This is a genomic window from Mesorhizobium australafricanum (assembly GCF_033977265.1).
Classification (GTDB): domain Bacteria; phylum Pseudomonadota; class Alphaproteobacteria; order Rhizobiales; family Rhizobiaceae; genus Mesorhizobium; species Mesorhizobium australafricanum.
On the sequence record NZ_JAVIIT010000025.1, the window covers coordinates 52,489 to 65,917 of the forward strand.

The window sequence follows — 13,429 nt, forward strand, 5'->3', positions numbered from 1 at the left end:
GGGGGGTTGGCGGGAACTCGGCAGTCGATCTTTATCGCGAGCCGTCCTCGTTCGGCAAAACGCTCAGGCCGTCTTTGCCGCCACGGTCTCGCTGAGCCAGGTGCCGATCTTGGCGCCGAGGCGGTCAGGCGAGACCGGCTTCGGCAGGTAGTCGTCCATGCCGGCCTCGATGCATTTTTCGCGGTCGCCCTTGAGCGCATGGGCGGTGACGCCGATGATCGGCGTGCGATCGCCGTTGTGCTCTTCGATCGCACGGATGGCGCGGGTCGCCTCATAGCCGTTCATCTCCGGCATGGAGACGTCCATCAGCACCAGGCGGGGGCGCAGCGAACGGTACATCTCGACCGCGGTGCGGCCGTTACCGGCGATGCGGTAGCTCAGACCGAAACCGTTGAGGATCTGGCCGAAGACCAGCTGGTTCACGTCATTGTCCTCGGCGATCAGGATGTCGATCGGGCCGCTCGGCGCGGCGGTCGATTCCGGCGCGGCCAGGACCGGAACAGCCGGGCCCCGGATGACGGTGAAGGCCGGCGGGGCCGCCTGGGCCACGACCGGCTCGCGCACGAAATGCGCCCTGGCGCCTTGCGTGCGCGCCTTCTGGATGGCCGAAATCACCGTGCCCAGCAGCACCGCCGAACGCGCCGGCTTGGTGAGATGCGCGACAATGCCGAAATCGATCACCATCCTGCCGAAATCGACCTGGTCGACCGAGGTGAGCAGCACGACCGGAATGGAGGAAAGGCGGCTGTCGGCGGCGATAGCCCTGGCGACATCGGCGCCGTTCATGCCGGGCATCTGGTAATCGAGGATGATGCAGTCGACCGAGGCGCCGAGCTGGCAGGCACGGTCGAGGAAAGCAAGGCCGACGGCGCCGCTTTCGGCGGCCGCGCAGTCGAAGCTCCAGCTTCTGAGCTGCTCCAGCAGGATCTCGCGATTGACCGGATTGTCGTCGATGACCAGCACCCGGGCACCGGTCACGTCGACCGGTACCAGCTTGTCGCGCGCCTCCTGATTGTGCGCCGGCAGCGGCACGGCGAACCAGAAGACGGAGCCGCGGCCGATCTCGCTTTCGACGCCGATCTTGCCGCCCATGAGGTCGACAAGCCGGGCGCCGATCGCAAGGCCAAGCCCGGTGCCTTCGTGGCGGCGGGTCGAGGAGCCGTCGACCTGGGCGAATTTCTCGAACACGCTTTGCAGTTTTTCGGCCGGGATGCCGATGCCGGTATCCTCCACACGGACCTTGAGCTGGACCACGCCGTCGACGACATCACCGCCGACATCGACCAGCACATGGCCCTTCTCGGTGAACTTCACGGCGTTGCCGAGCAGGTTGGTGACAATCTGGCGGAAGCGCCCGGCATCGCCGACGACGAAGGCCGGCAGGCGCGGGTCGACGCGCACGATGAGCTCAAGGTTCTTTTCGGCTACGCGCGCCGACACCAGCGTCGCCACATCCTCGACTGCTTCCGCCAGGCGGAAGGGGGCGGGGTCGAGCGTCAGCTGGCCGGCATTGATCTTCGAGAAGTCGAGAATGTCGTTGATAATGGTGAGCAGCGCATTGCCGGATTTGACGATGACGTCGGTGAAAGTCTTCTGGCGCGGGGTCAGCTCGGTCTTGGCGAGCAGCTCGGCCATGCCGAGCACGCCGTTCATCGGCGTGCGGATCTCATGGCTCATATTGGCGAGGAATTCCGACTTGGCGCGGTCGGCTGCCTCGGCCTTGAACAGCGACGCGGCGCTCTCGGCGAAGGCGCGGCGGATCGCATCCTCCATCGGCCGAAAGATCCAGATCGCGGCAATGGCGAGCACGGCGAACAGCAGGCCGCTCGCCCACAACAGCAGCCGGTCGCTGGAAGCATCGGCGAGGCGGCGCTCGTCGTCGAGCGCGGTGCGCACACGCACCAGCATCGGCTGGGCAAAAAGGTCGTTCTGGTTGCGGATCTCGCGGTAGCTCCACTCGTCGACCTTCTGGGCGGTCGACATCAGGTTGAAGTTGCGCACCATGTCGCGCGTCGACCAGAACAGGTCGCCGTTGACCGAAGAAGAATCGAGCGCATTGATCGTGTTCCGGGACAGTTTCGGCCTGATCGCCGCAAGCTCTGCGTTCAAGGCCTCGATCTCGCCCGTCAGGCGTTCGGAGTGGCCGCGCGCGGCGACCGTCAGCGCATCGCGCGTCTCGCTGCGCCAGGCGGTGCCGGTCGTCTCGGCGAAATTGGTGGCGTTGCGCAGGTCGCGGGCGAAGATGACGACATTGCCGCTGAGAGCATCGACCTCGTGACGGAAGGAGTTCACCCGGTTGAGCGCGTACATCACCGCGGCCGAAGCCAGCGCAAAGATCAGCAACCCCGAAATGTAGCGGATCCGGATCGACCGGACGAAGGAGGAGTATTCCGGCATGCGCAACCCCAACACATACGCACAATTTTAATGGTCGGGATTACGCTTGATTTACATTAAGATTTCGTTGGTGGCGGGCGATGACCGGCGTATCGATGGGTCAAGTCGCGGCAGGCGACTCGCCCCGTTCAAATCAGGCGGTGTCCTTGGCCCGGTAAGCGTCGGGAAGAATGAAGACTTCGTCGGCGCGGCCGTAACCTCCGTCGGGAACTTCTTCGATCAGCACCATGGTATAGGGGCGCACACCTTCGCCGAAATAGTCGACAAACATCTGCGTGGTCTTGTGGATGAGGTCTTCCTTTTGGGCTTTTGTGAGGGCGGCCTTGGGCATCTTGAAGTTGGCAAAGGGCATGTCCAGGTTCCTTTCGGGTTGGATTTCACGGCACTGCGCGGAGGAAGTCGCCGATGCCATCATCGGACGGATCGATCCCCGTGCGTTGTCCTGGAGCGGATATAGATTGCTGCGGATGCCGGATAATCACCCTGCTGCCGACAGCAGTATTCGGACAGGGCGAACAATCAGAGCCGTTGTCGGCGCTCTATCTAGGCAAGGCCGTGACGATCGGAACGGTGCCTGGCTGGCATAGTCTGGCTAGGCCACAGTTTAGCTATTCCGCACCGCCACGAACGTCGCCGCCGCCTTCAGCAGCGTGGCCGCTTCGCCGTAGGGTTCCAGCAGCGCATGCGCCTGCTCGATGAGGCCGTGGAGCTGGCCGCGCGCCCAGTCCGGGCCGTGCAGCGCGGCAAGCGTTGCCTTGCCGGCGGCGGCGTCCTTGTTCGTTGCCTTGCCCATCTGCTTTGCGTCGGCGGTCAGGTCGAGCAGGTCGTCGGCGAGCTGGAAGGCAAGGCCGATCGCCGAGCCGAATTCGGCCAGCCTCTCGCGGTCGGCGGGCGGCGCGCCGGCGACGATCGCACCGGCCTCGCAGGCGAAGCGGATCAGCGCGCCGGTCTTCATCGCCTGCAAGGTAATGATGCCGGTCTCGTCCGGCCGTTTGCGCTCGGCTTCGAGATCGAGCGTCTGGCCGCCGACCATGCCGCCGGCGCCGGCCGCACGCGCCAGCGCCAGCACGAGCGCTGCCCGGCGGTCTGTCGGCAATGCCGTTGCGTCATCGGCGATGATGTCGAAGGCCAAGGTCAAGAGCGCGTCACCGGCGAGGATCGCGGTCGCCTCGTCGAAGGCCTTGTGCACTGTCGGCTGGCCGCGCCTCAAATCGTCGTCGTCCATGGCCGGCAGGTCGTCATGGATCAGCGAGTAGCAGTGCACGCATTCCAGTGCAGCGGCGATGCGGAGCGCCGCGTCGTTATCGGCCGAAAACAGCGCCGCGCTTTCCATGACCAGAAAAGGGCGCAGCCGCTTGCCGCCGTTGAGCACGCCGTGGCGCATCGCCGCCATCAGGCGCTCGGGCCGCGCGATCTCACCGGTGAGCGGGCGGGCGTCGAGGATCCGCCGCAGTTGCGTCTCGACCGCGGCGGCGCGCATGAAAAGCGCGGATTCGAAGGCGATCTGGTCGTCTTTGCTCATGGCCGGGAGCGGTAGCCGACACTCAGACATTGCGCAAGCAGCCGCGCGCCTTTATGCCGGAAGCGCGAGTGGCACGGGTGGGGCGGCTTGACGGAACCGATCGTCGAATATGAAAGCGAAGGGCTGGACATGGCGCGACGTCGGCGCCTGAACCGCGCCGGTCTGAAGCGCATCGTCCGGCGCTGCCTGGTCGTGGCGCTCGTGCTGGCGGCTATTCCGGTCGTGCTCACGTTCCTTTATCTGCCGCCCTTCGTGCATCCGGTCTCGACGCTGATGCTGAAGGACCTTGTGACCTTTTCCGGCTACGACCGGCGTTGGGTGTCGATCGACGACGTGGCGCCGGTGCTGGCGCATTCGGTGATCATGTCGGAAGACGGGCAGTTCTGCTTCCATCGCGGCGTCGACCTCGGCGAATTGCGCGGCGTCGTCGACGACGCGCTGGCCGGCGAGGCGACGCGCGGCGCCTCCACCATCACCATGCAGACGGTGAAGAACCTTTTTCTCTGGGCGCGGCCGCTCAGCAGCGTGCGCAAGGTGGTTGAGCTGCCCTTGGCCGTTTATTTCGATGCGGTGATGTCGAAGCGGCGCATCATGGAGATCTATCTCAACGTCGCCGAATGGGGGCCGGGCATCTATGGCATCGAGGCCGCCGCGCAACATCATTTCGGCGTCTCGGCCAAGCAATTGTCGCGAAGGCAGGCAGCCTTGCTTGCTGTCAGCTTGCCCAATCCGATCGCACGCAATCCAGCTAAGCCTGGGCCTGGCTTGCGGCGGCTGGCCTCGCTGATCGAGCGGCGCGCCAGTCGCTCGGGCGCCTATGTCGGCTGCCTCGACTAGGACGGAGCGGCGCCGGCTCAAAAAAATTCGCGGGCGGCGCTGGCCAAAACGGCGCAAGGCGTGTATAGGCACCCGACTTTCTCAGATTATGGCCTCGATGCGGCCCTTTCGCGAGGGTTGTCGGGGCATTTTGACCATGTAGTGGAGCATATCCATGGCCGTTCCAAAAAGAAAAACCTCTCCGTCGAAGCGCGGCATGCGCCGCTCGGCCGACGCCCTCAAGGCCCCGACCTATGTCGAGGACAAGAATTCCGGCGAAATGCGCCGCCCGCACCACATCGACCTGAAGACCGGCATGTATCGCGGCCGCCAAGTGCTGGAGCCGAAGGAAAGCTGAGAAGCTTCCACGGTTCGTGACGTTTCAAAAGACCGGCCTCTGGCCGGTCTTTTTGTTTTTGGCGCCGGGATAGCTGGCGTTCGGATTATATATCGCTCGCGTTGCCGATGGCCGGGCAACCGGCTGACATCGTTATTTCATTAGGTCTTAGAGCGTGTTCGACCCCGCCGGCGAAAAACCTTGACGGCGCGCTTGCGGCGGATTTTAGAAAAGGGTGCCCTTATTGGAGTCGCCCAGATGTTCGGTGCCATCCCGCTGCTGATCGTGCCCTTCGTCCTCTACAATCTCGGACTGCTCGGATTGTTCGGCGGCGGCGACGATCCCTGGATGACCGAGATGTTCTCCTTCCGCATGATGTCGGGCGGCGTGTTCTCGATGACGCTCGGCGACCTGATGGTGCTGATCGGGCTGATCTTCCTGTTCATCGAAATCTCAAAATCGGTGCGCACGACCAATGCCTCGATCCTGGATCATCTTCTGTCGACGCTGGTCTTCATCGCCTTCCTGGTCGAATTCCTGCTGGTGAAGGGCGCGGCGCACTCGGTCTTCTTCACGCTGATGGTCATCGCGCTGTTCGACGTGCTGGCCGGCTTCTCGGTGTCGATGCGGTCGGCGAGCCGGGATATCAATCTGAATTAGGGCTCGGCGCATAGCGATCGCCCCCGTTGGCGATTGGCGGTTACCTCCATCTCTCTTCGTCATCCCAGGGTCTTCGCGACGGAGCTTCGCTCCTGCTCCGCCCTGGGATGACGAGGTTCCTCTGCCGCGTGTCAGCTTGCCGCGGGCTCAGCCTTTTGCGCGACTACTGCCTCGTAGGCAGCGCGCAGCTGCTGGCGCACGGTCGGCGTGCCCGGCGGCGTCTTCAGCGGCGCGCCCAGATGCTCGTGGCGCAGTTCGTCCATGAACTGCTCCCACAGCGGCGGACCACCCTTTTCGAGCAGCTCGGCGCGGATCGAAAGCTCCTCGCTGACCGGCAGCCAGACGCGTCCCCAGGCGCCGAGATGCGCCATGATCGGCACCAGCGTGATCGCCATCTCGGTCAGGCTGTAGATCGCCTTCTGCTTATGGCTGGGATCGTCGGCCTTGGTCAGCATGCCAAGTTCCATCAGCCGTTTCAGGCGGTCGGCCAGGATGTTGGAGGCGATGCCTTCCAGCGAGCCGTTGAGCAGCTCGCGAAAATGGCGCCGGCCGCCAAAGATCATGTCGCGCAGGACGATCAGGCTCCAGCGGTCGCCGAAGACTTCCAGCGACAGATTGATAGGGCAGCCGGATCGACGGTCGATGCTCATGGCACTCTCCAGAAAAACCAGTTGCATTATGATATCGGTTTCATTATCGTGCAACTGATTGCAAAATGCAAGCGGATTGGAGAAGCAGATGACCGCCGCAGCGCAGCGCCCCGACATCGTTTCGGAGACCTTCGGCAGCCCCATAGATCCGGCGATCCTTTTGATCATGGGCGCAATGGCCTCGATGCTGTGGTGGCCCGAAACCTTCTGCCGGCAACTGGCCGAGCGCGGCCGCTTCGTCATACGCTACGACAATCGTGATACCGGCCTGTCGACGAAATATCCGCCGGGCGCGCCGTCTTATACGTTCGAGGACATGGTGGACGATGCCATGCGCGTGCTCGATGACCATGGCGTCGCCAAGGCGCATGTCGCCGGCATGTCGATGGGCGGCATGATCGCGCAAAGCGTGGCGCTGAAATATCCCGAACGCGTCGGCGCGCTCACAGTGATCTCCAGTTCGCCGCTCGGCGTCGACACCTCCAACCTGCCGGGAACCACGGAAGCCTATCGAAAACATTCGGCGGAAGGGGGCGACGTCGATTGGTCGAACCGGGGGCAGGTGCTCGACTTCATGGTCAAGGACGCTCACGCGATCGCCAGCACGCTCTATCCGTTCGACGAGAAACGGATACGCGCGATGATCGAAGAGGATTACGACCGTTCCGGCGGTCTCGCCACCGCGACCAACCATTTCCTCCTCAAGGGCGGCGGCCCGCAGCGGAAGGTGCGGGATCTCCGCGTGCCGTTGCTGGTCATCCATGGCTCCGCCGATCCGATCTTCCCGATCGAGCATGCAGAAGCGCTTGCCAAGGCCGTTCCCGGCGCCAGGTTGGTACGGATCGAAGGCGGCGGCCACGAATTGCACCGCAAAGACTGGCCGCAAATCGTCGAAGCCATCGCGGTTCACCAGTGATGGCTTCCGCCACTCACCCGTGATGGCTCCGCGCCCTTGACGTGACCGTCTCGCGGCAATAGTTAAGTAAATGCTTCAGTTTTGAATCTGCAAATGACGACGAGAGCCAGAATGTCCCTGACGCTGCATTTCCATCCCTTGGCATCCTTCTGCTGGAAGCCGCTGATCGCGTTCTACGAGAACGGCACGCCTTTCGAGCCGGTCATCGTCGATCTCGGCGACGAGGCGTCGCGCACGGCCTTCCTGAAGGTGTCGCCGACGGGCAAGATGCCGGCGCTGCGCGACGATGCGCGAGACCGCACGGTGCTGGAATCGACCATCGTCGTCGAATATCTCGCCGCCCATTATCCCGGGCCGGTCGAGCTCGTTCCCGCCGATGTCGATGTCGCCCTCCAGGTCCGCCAGGCGGACCGCTTCTACGATTTCTATGTGCAGCATCCGATGCAGAAGATCGTCGGCGACAGGCTGCGGCCAAAGGAGCAGACCGATCCGTTCGGGGTCGAGGAGGCTCGCGCGCAACTGCGCAATTCCTACGCCATTGTTGAAGAGGAGATGGCGGGAAGGACCTGGGCCGTAGGCGAAACCTTCACCATGGCCGACTGCGCCGCCTCGCCGGCACTGTTCTACGCCAACAAGGTCGAGCCGTTCGGCGACAAATTCCCGGCGGTGCAACGCTACCACGACCGCCTGCTCGCGCGCCCGTCCTTCGCCCGCGTCATCGAGGAAGCGCAGCCCTATTTCAAGCTCTTCCCGTACAACAACCGCTGACCCGTGATGCTGCACGATCCCGCCCAGCTCGACCTGATGTTCCAGGCGCTCGCCGATCCCGCGCGGCGGCAGATGGTGGAACGGCTGTCGCGCGGGCCGGCATCGGTCAGTCAACTGGCGGAGCCGCTGGCGATGTCGCTTTCGGCCGTCGTCCAGCACCTCAACGTGCTCGAGGCGAGCGGCCTCGTCAGGACCGAGAAGCTTGGCCGGGTGCGCACCTGCCAGATCGAGCCGAAAGCGCTGGGCGCCGCCGAACACTGGATCAACGAGCGGCGGCTCGCCTGGGAGCGCCGACTGGACCGTCTCGGCGATTTCCTCGCTGAGACCAAAGACGAAACCTGAAGGAAGCCGTCATGACCGAACGATCCGTCGTCCATTCCACCTTCGTCATCGAGCGCGTCTATCCAGTGGCGCCGGAGAAGGTCTATTTCGCGCTGAGCAATCCAGCCGCCAAAAAACGTTGGTTTTTCGATCCCGACAATCCGATGCCGAGCCGGCATGAGATGGACTTTCGTGTCGGCGGCAAGGAGGTGAACGCGGGTTGTCCAAGCGATGGGCAGATGCATTTCTACAACGCGGTCTATCAGGACATCGTGCCCAACCGGCGCATCGTCTACAGCTACGAGCTGTTGTTCGGCGAAACCCGGGTCTCGGTGTCGCTTGCGACGATAGAGCTCATCGCCGAAGGCAAGGGAACACGGCTTATCCTGACGGAGCAGGGGGCGTTCTTCGACGGTATCGACTCACCGGCCACCCGCGAGCATGGCACCGGCGAATTGCTCGACGCGCTTGGGACGGCACTGCAACCGGCGGCTTGAGGCGGCAGCCTATTCCCCCGGCGCCGTTTCCCAGAACTGGTCGAGCCAGATGTTGAGCCTGAGGAAGCCGGCGCTGGAGACAGCATAGACGCGCCTTGTGCCTTCGGCCTTGGCATTGACCAGGCCGGCGTCGAGCAGGACCTTCAGATGCTGTGAAACCGCCGGGCGTGAGACGGGCAACCCGGCCGCCAATTCGTTCACCGTCTTCGGGCCGCGCCGGAGTTCCTCCAACAGATAGCGCCGGTTGGGATCGGCTATCGCCGTGAAGGCGTCAGAAAACATCATGCCTTTATTTGTGGGGCAAAGTTTTCCGAATCTCAACTATCGGTTTCAACCTTTCTGCGTGGATCGAGTCGCGTTGCCTCAGGCGTGACCGCGCGGTCGGCGGGCTGGGTCTTGAAGGCATCGCGGTTTTCGATCGGCACCGGCGCGCGGGCACGGATGCGCAGCAGCGTGTAGCCGGCGAGGCTGAGATGCGCGAGCGCGGTTGCAATGAAAAGTCCCTCCGGGCGCACCGAACCCATCAAGCCCGCGGCCAAAAGCGGGCCGATCATCGTGCCGAAGCCGTAGAGCAAGAGCAGGCCGCCTGAGACCTTGACGAAGTCCTCGGAACGGGCGTGGTCGTTGGCATGCGCGACGGCGATCGAATAGAGCGTGTAGGCGAAGGCGCCATAGGCGGCAGTCATTACGATGACGAAGACACCCGAGCGCGGCGCGATCAGGAAGATCAGCACCGCGACCAGAGCCGCGCCGAAGGCCGCGCCGGCCAGCACGAAGCGGCGGTCGGTTTTATCGGAAAGGCGCCCGGCCGGAAGCTGCATGGCGGCGCCGGCGACGACCACGAGGCTCATCATCAATGCTATCTCCGCGGTCGATATGCCGATGCGGGCGCCGTAGACGGCGCCCAGCGTGCCCCAGGCACCGTTGGCGATGCCGATCAGAAGGCAGGCCACCGCCGATACCGGGGAATTGGCGTAAAGGCCTTTGACGTCGAGCTTGACGTCCTGCAGCGGCTTGGGAAGCGACTGCGTCGACACGGCCGTCGGAATAAGCGAGAGGCAAAACAGGATGCCGGTGATCATGAACAGCGAGGCCGACCGCACGTCGCCGCCGGCAACGATCATCTGGCCGCCCATGATCGAAGCATAGGTGACCATCATATAGAGGCCGAAGACGGTGCCGCGGTTCTCGTTGGTGGCCTTCTCGTTCAGCCAGCTCTCGATCACCATGAAGGCGCCGGCCATGGTGAAGCCGGTGAAGGCGCGCAACAGAATCCAGAAATATTCGTCGATGATGAGGCCGGTGAGCAGCGCGATGATTGCGCCCGACGCGGCGAAGGCGCTGAAGGCCCTGACATGGCCGGCACGGCGCACGAGACGCGGCGCGAAGAAACAGCCGGCGACGAAGCCGCCGGCCCAGGCCGTGCCCATCAGGCCGAGCGATGCGGTCGAAAAACCCTCGATCTGGCCGCGCAACGGCAACAGCAGGCCGTGCAGGCCGGAGGCGGCGAGCAGGAATGCCGTGCCGCGCAGCAGCGAGAGGATCGGTCGGTAGGTTGCAAACATCGCTTGATCCTGGTTCGGGGCGCAGGGGTCTGAAAACAGACGTATTGGGGCTTTTCGGCGGCGCGCGCCGACAAAATTATCCGCGGCGGAACAACGCGTCGGCGGCGGATTTGGTGGCGCCCTTGGCGGCCCGCTCGGCCTCCAGCCTGGCGATCTCGTCGCGCAGCAACGCGATGCGCTCCGATAACTCGTCGACGGATAGCAGCGACAGATCCTGGCCGATCTCGTGCGGGCGCGGCTTTTTCCTGGGTTCGTCGTCGAAGATCGCCATCGTCGCTCCTCCCTTACTTGGCCATTTGCCTGATTTGGCAATCAGCATACATAGGGCAGGGGCGCCGATGCAAACCGACGGCGATAGGCTGGCGCACAGGGAGAACGCGACATCATGGCAAACGGCGAGAAGATTCCGGCGAAGATGACGGCGATTGCGATCTCGCAACCCGGCGGTCCCAAGGTGCTGAAGCCGGAAACCCGCGACGTGCCTGTACCGGGTCCGGGCGAAGTGCTGATCCGGGTGCACGCGGCCGGCGTCAACCGGCCGGACGTGCAGCAGCGCAAAGGCGCCTATCCGCCGCCTCCCGGCGCCTCCGACTTGCCCGGCCTCGAAGCTTCGGGCGAAATCGCGGCGCTCGGCGACGAGATATCGCGCTGGCGCATCGGCGACCGGGTCTGCGCGCTGACGCCGGGTGGCGGCTATGCCGAATATGTCAAGGTGCATGCGGGCAGCGTGCTGCCGCTGCCGGCAGGCTTCACGCATTCGGAGGCTGCGGCGGTTCCGGAAAACTACTTCACCGTCTGGCACAATATGTTCGAGCGCGGCGGTCTGAAAAAGGGCGAGACGCTGCTGGTCCATGGCGGCTCGTCCGGCATCGGCACCACCGCCATCCAGCTCGCCTCCGCCTTCGGCGCCTATGTGATCACCACCGCCGGCAGCAAGGAGAAATGCGACGCCTGCCTGAAGCTCGGCGCCGACCGGGCGATCAACTATCGCGAGGAGGATTTCGTCGCCGCGGTGAAGGATGCGACCGACAGGAAGGGCGCCGACGTCATCCTCGATATGGTCGGCGGCGATTATGTCGGGCGCAACTACGATGCCGCGGCCGTCGAGGGGCGCATCGTCCAGATCGCGGTGCAGGCCGGCGCCGTGGCGAGCGCGGACTTTTCCAAGATCATGGTGAAACGGCTGACGCATACCGGCTCGACGCTTCGGCCGCGCACCGTCGAGTTCAAGGCGGCGATTGCCGCTGCGCTGGAGGCCCAGGTGTGGCCGCTGCTCGGCACGCGCAAGGTGGCTCCCGTCATGGACATGATCTTTCCGCTGACCGAAGCCTGGCGGGCGCATGAGCGGATGGAAGAGGGCGAGCACATCGGCAAGATCGTGCTCGACGTAGAGTAGGGGAGTAGGGGAGTAGGGGAGTAGGGGAGTAGGGGAGTAGGGGAGTAGGGGAGTAGGGGAGTAGGGGAGTAGGGGAGTAGGGGAGTAGGGGAGTAGGGGTTGCCCCTCGTTCACCCTACTGCCCTATTCCCTTACTCCCCTACTCCCTTTCTTTTGCTGCATTGCACAAAACGCATTGCGGCCATGCAAAAGCGTCCGTTCAATTTGTGGGCAGGCGTGCCTATTTACGCGGCATCAAACGATTTGACCAAACGACTGGAGAACCAAAATGAACCCGATCCGTGCTTTCCGTAAGTGGCGCATGTACAACGAAACCGTGCGCGAATTGAACAAGCTCAATGCCCGCCAGCTGAGCGACCTCGGCATCAACCGTGCCGACATCGAGCGTATTGCCCGCCAGGCGGTGTAATCAGAGGCAGCCCGACCGCAAGGCCGGGCTGCGACATGCAAGCCAGAGCCGTCGAGACGCTTGCTTTGTTTCCGGTTCCAAGCCCGCTGGACCTCGTCCAGCGGGTTTTGTCTTTTCAGGGGCTTGTTTCATGCATGTCGTTCTCCCAAAACCGCCGTACACTTTTGGGCGACATGCATTGATCGCCCTTTCCCAAAAACATTGCGAAAATCTGAGGGAGCGTTTATACAGGCCGCGAATTTCCCATTTTGGTGGCTCTAAAACCACCGCCCGCGCGGGAACGCGGGCGAACGAGAAGGATTTTTGATATGGCCAATTCGCTGCTGATGCCCAAGGCGACCGCCGTCTGGCTGGTCGACAACACCGCGCTCTCCTTCGAGCAGATCGCGCAGTTCTGCGGGCTGCATCCGTTGGAGGTCAAGGCGATCGCCGACGGCGAGTCGGCGCAGGGCATCAAGGGCATGGACCCGATCATCACCGGGCAGCTGACGCGCGACGAGATCGCGCGTGGCGAGAAGGACATCAACTACCGGCTGAAGCTGTCGGAGCCGAAGGTGCGGGTGCCGGAATCGAAGCGCAAGGGCCCGCGCTACACGCCGCTGTCGAAGCGCCAGGACCGGCCGAATGCCATCCTGTGGCTGGTGCGCAACCATCCGGAACTCAAGGATGCGCAGATCTCGCGCCTTGTCGGCACGACCAAGTCGACGATCGAGCAGATCCGCGAGCGCAAGCACTGGAATTCGGCCAATCTGCAGCCGATGGATCCGGTGACGCTCGGCCTTACCTCGCAGATCGACCTCGACCTCGAAGTCAACCGCGCCTCGCGCGGCCGCGAGCCGGCGCAGCCCGTCGGCGATACGCTGCTGCCGGCCGCACTCACCGAACGGCTGGTGCCGGCGCCCGAGAAGCCGAAGGACGAGGATCAGGAACTCGACGCCAACGCCGTCTTCGCCAAGCTTTCGGCACTCAAGTCGAAGGACAAGGACGAGGACGACGACCAGGAATAAGCCTCCCGGCGCTCAACAAAAAAGCCCGCTTTCGAGCGGGCTCAGACTGCTGACAAACCCCGTCGATTTCGGCGGGGTTTTGTTTTTGGGTATTGATTGAGCTGAGTAACTTGGTGTCTGGAGCAACTGTCAGGAAGGCACGGCGGCCGATAGGCCTCATGCGAGGCT

At 63.7% G+C, this 13,429-nt stretch carries 17 protein-coding genes; 10 read left to right on the forward strand and 7 right to left on the reverse strand.

Annotated features, from left to right (window positions below):
- Positions 1-63 precede the first annotated feature (63 nt).
- From RFM98_RS29350 to RFM98_RS29360, 3 genes are all read right to left on the reverse strand, one after another.
- Positions 64-2,397 carry a response regulator gene (locus RFM98_RS29350; protein ID WP_320312022.1) on the reverse strand — a complete coding sequence of 778 codons (2,334 nt, stop codon included), beginning with the start codon at positions 2,395-2,397 and terminating at the stop codon, positions 64-66.
- A gap of 133 nt (positions 2,398-2,530) precedes the next feature.
- Positions 2,531-2,749, reverse strand: coding sequence for a tautomerase family protein (locus RFM98_RS29355; RefSeq protein ID WP_320312032.1), 219 nt, complete (start codon positions 2,747-2,749; stop codon positions 2,531-2,533).
- Positions 2,750-3,001: 252 nt separating this feature from the next.
- The gene (locus RFM98_RS29360) at positions 3,002-3,919 is read right to left on the reverse strand and encodes a polyprenyl synthetase family protein (RefSeq protein ID WP_320312023.1); all 918 of its coding nucleotides are present in this window, start codon (positions 3,917-3,919) and stop codon (positions 3,002-3,004) included.
- A gap of 129 nt (positions 3,920-4,048) precedes the next feature.
- Here RFM98_RS29360 and RFM98_RS29365 point away from each other — a divergent pair, with 129 nt between their 5' ends.
- From RFM98_RS29365 to RFM98_RS29375, 3 genes are all read left to right on the forward strand, one after another.
- Positions 4,049-4,756, forward strand: a complete 708-nt coding sequence (locus RFM98_RS29365; RefSeq protein ID WP_320312033.1) for a biosynthetic peptidoglycan transglycosylase — start codon at positions 4,049-4,051, stop codon at positions 4,754-4,756.
- A 154-nt stretch (positions 4,757-4,910) separates the two neighbouring features.
- Entirely contained in the window at positions 4,911-5,093 is a 183-nt protein-coding gene (gene rpmF, locus RFM98_RS29370) for a 50S ribosomal protein L32 (protein WP_006203806.1), read from the forward strand.
- Positions 5,094-5,330: 237 nt separating this feature from the next.
- A complete protein-coding gene (locus RFM98_RS29375; RefSeq protein ID WP_217573078.1) occupies positions 5,331-5,732 on the forward strand; it encodes a hypothetical protein in 402 nt (133 codons plus the stop codon).
- Positions 5,733-5,863: 131 nt separating this feature from the next.
- On the opposite strand, the gene RFM98_RS29380 is transcribed toward RFM98_RS29375, so the two are convergent.
- Positions 5,864-6,382, reverse strand: a complete 519-nt coding sequence (locus tag RFM98_RS29380; RefSeq protein ID WP_320312024.1) for a winged helix-turn-helix transcriptional regulator — start codon at positions 6,380-6,382, stop codon at positions 5,864-5,866.
- A gap of 88 nt (positions 6,383-6,470) precedes the next feature.
- Here RFM98_RS29380 and RFM98_RS29385 point away from each other — a divergent pair, with 88 nt between their 5' ends.
- From RFM98_RS29385 to RFM98_RS29400, 4 genes are all read left to right on the forward strand, one after another.
- The gene (locus RFM98_RS29385; protein ID WP_320312025.1) at positions 6,471-7,298 is read left to right on the forward strand and encodes an alpha/beta fold hydrolase; all 828 of its coding nucleotides are present in this window, start codon (positions 6,471-6,473) and stop codon (positions 7,296-7,298) included.
- A gap of 111 nt (positions 7,299-7,409) precedes the next feature.
- A complete protein-coding gene (locus RFM98_RS29390) occupies positions 7,410-8,066 on the forward strand; it encodes a glutathione S-transferase family protein (RefSeq protein ID WP_320312026.1) in 657 nt (218 codons plus the stop codon).
- 6 nt (positions 8,067-8,072) lie between these two features.
- Entirely contained in the window at positions 8,073-8,408 is a 336-nt protein-coding gene (locus RFM98_RS29395; protein ID WP_320312027.1) for an ArsR/SmtB family transcription factor, read from the forward strand.
- 11 nt (positions 8,409-8,419) lie between these two features.
- Positions 8,420-8,884 (forward strand): SRPBCC family protein, encoded by a 465-nt coding sequence (locus RFM98_RS29400; protein ID WP_320312028.1) that lies wholly within the window; start codon positions 8,420-8,422, stop codon positions 8,882-8,884.
- Between the two features lie 9 nt (positions 8,885-8,893).
- On the opposite strand, the gene RFM98_RS29405 is transcribed toward RFM98_RS29400, so the two are convergent.
- The 3 genes from RFM98_RS29405 to RFM98_RS29415 form a co-directional block, all read right to left on the reverse strand.
- Positions 8,894-9,169: an ArsR/SmtB family transcription factor gene (locus RFM98_RS29405; protein WP_320216720.1), complete on the reverse strand. Its 276-nt coding sequence runs from the start codon at positions 9,167-9,169 to the stop codon at positions 8,894-8,896.
- Positions 9,170-9,201: 32 nt separating this feature from the next.
- A complete protein-coding gene (locus RFM98_RS29410; RefSeq protein WP_320312029.1) occupies positions 9,202-10,449 on the reverse strand; it encodes an MFS transporter in 1,248 nt (415 codons plus the stop codon).
- 76 nt (positions 10,450-10,525) lie between these two features.
- Positions 10,526-10,720 carry a DUF1192 domain-containing protein gene (locus RFM98_RS29415; RefSeq protein WP_059189946.1) on the reverse strand — a complete coding sequence of 65 codons (195 nt, stop codon included), beginning with the start codon at positions 10,718-10,720 and terminating at the stop codon, positions 10,526-10,528.
- Positions 10,721-10,834: 114 nt separating this feature from the next.
- Here RFM98_RS29415 and RFM98_RS29420 point away from each other — a divergent pair, with 114 nt between their 5' ends.
- From RFM98_RS29420 to RFM98_RS29430, 3 genes are all read left to right on the forward strand, one after another.
- Positions 10,835-11,845: an NAD(P)H-quinone oxidoreductase gene (locus RFM98_RS29420; protein WP_320312030.1), complete on the forward strand. Its 1,011-nt coding sequence runs from the start codon at positions 10,835-10,837 to the stop codon at positions 11,843-11,845.
- 268 nt (positions 11,846-12,113) lie between these two features.
- On the forward strand, positions 12,114-12,254 hold the full coding sequence (locus RFM98_RS29425; RefSeq protein WP_071074868.1) for a DUF1127 domain-containing protein: 141 nt from the start codon (positions 12,114-12,116) through the stop codon (positions 12,252-12,254).
- Positions 12,255-12,562: 308 nt separating this feature from the next.
- The gene (locus RFM98_RS29430; RefSeq protein ID WP_140807200.1) at positions 12,563-13,261 is read left to right on the forward strand and encodes a DUF1013 domain-containing protein; all 699 of its coding nucleotides are present in this window, start codon (positions 12,563-12,565) and stop codon (positions 13,259-13,261) included.
- Positions 13,262-13,429 lie beyond the last annotated feature (168 nt).

Excerpts from the sequence above, each read along its gene's own strand:
- RFM98_RS29350 (WP_320312022.1), bottom strand. The coding sequence starts at position 2,397 with ATGCCGGAATACTCCTCCTTCGTCCGGTCGATCCGGATCCGCTACATT.
- RFM98_RS29355 (WP_320312032.1), bottom strand. The coding sequence starts at position 2,749 with ATGCCCTTTGCCAACTTCAAGATGCCCAAGGCCGCCCTCACAAAAGCC.
- RFM98_RS29360 (WP_320312023.1), bottom strand. The coding sequence starts at position 3,919 with ATGAGCAAAGACGACCAGATCGCCTTCGAATCCGCGCTTTTCATGCGC.
- RFM98_RS29365 (WP_320312033.1), top strand. The coding sequence starts at position 4,049 with ATGGCGCGACGTCGGCGCCTGAACCGCGCCGGTCTGAAGCGCATCGTC.
- rpmF (WP_006203806.1), top strand. The coding sequence starts at position 4,911 with ATGGCCGTTCCAAAAAGAAAAACCTCTCCGTCGAAGCGCGGCATGCGC.
- RFM98_RS29375 (WP_217573078.1), top strand. The coding sequence starts at position 5,331 with ATGTTCGGTGCCATCCCGCTGCTGATCGTGCCCTTCGTCCTCTACAAT.
- RFM98_RS29380 (WP_320312024.1), bottom strand. The coding sequence starts at position 6,382 with ATGAGCATCGACCGTCGATCCGGCTGCCCTATCAATCTGTCGCTGGAA.
- RFM98_RS29385 (WP_320312025.1), top strand. The coding sequence starts at position 6,471 with ATGACCGCCGCAGCGCAGCGCCCCGACATCGTTTCGGAGACCTTCGGC.
- RFM98_RS29390 (WP_320312026.1), top strand. The coding sequence starts at position 7,410 with ATGTCCCTGACGCTGCATTTCCATCCCTTGGCATCCTTCTGCTGGAAG.
- RFM98_RS29395 (WP_320312027.1), top strand. The coding sequence starts at position 8,073 with ATGCTGCACGATCCCGCCCAGCTCGACCTGATGTTCCAGGCGCTCGCC.
- RFM98_RS29400 (WP_320312028.1), top strand. The coding sequence starts at position 8,420 with ATGACCGAACGATCCGTCGTCCATTCCACCTTCGTCATCGAGCGCGTC.
- RFM98_RS29405 (WP_320216720.1), bottom strand. The coding sequence starts at position 9,169 with ATGATGTTTTCTGACGCCTTCACGGCGATAGCCGATCCCAACCGGCGC.
- RFM98_RS29410 (WP_320312029.1), bottom strand. The coding sequence starts at position 10,449 with ATGTTTGCAACCTACCGACCGATCCTCTCGCTGCTGCGCGGCACGGCA.
- RFM98_RS29415 (WP_059189946.1), bottom strand. The coding sequence starts at position 10,720 with ATGGCGATCTTCGACGACGAACCCAGGAAAAAGCCGCGCCCGCACGAG.
- RFM98_RS29420 (WP_320312030.1), top strand. The coding sequence starts at position 10,835 with ATGGCAAACGGCGAGAAGATTCCGGCGAAGATGACGGCGATTGCGATC.
- RFM98_RS29425 (WP_071074868.1), top strand. The coding sequence starts at position 12,114 with ATGAACCCGATCCGTGCTTTCCGTAAGTGGCGCATGTACAACGAAACC.
- RFM98_RS29430 (WP_140807200.1), top strand. The coding sequence starts at position 12,563 with ATGGCCAATTCGCTGCTGATGCCCAAGGCGACCGCCGTCTGGCTGGTC.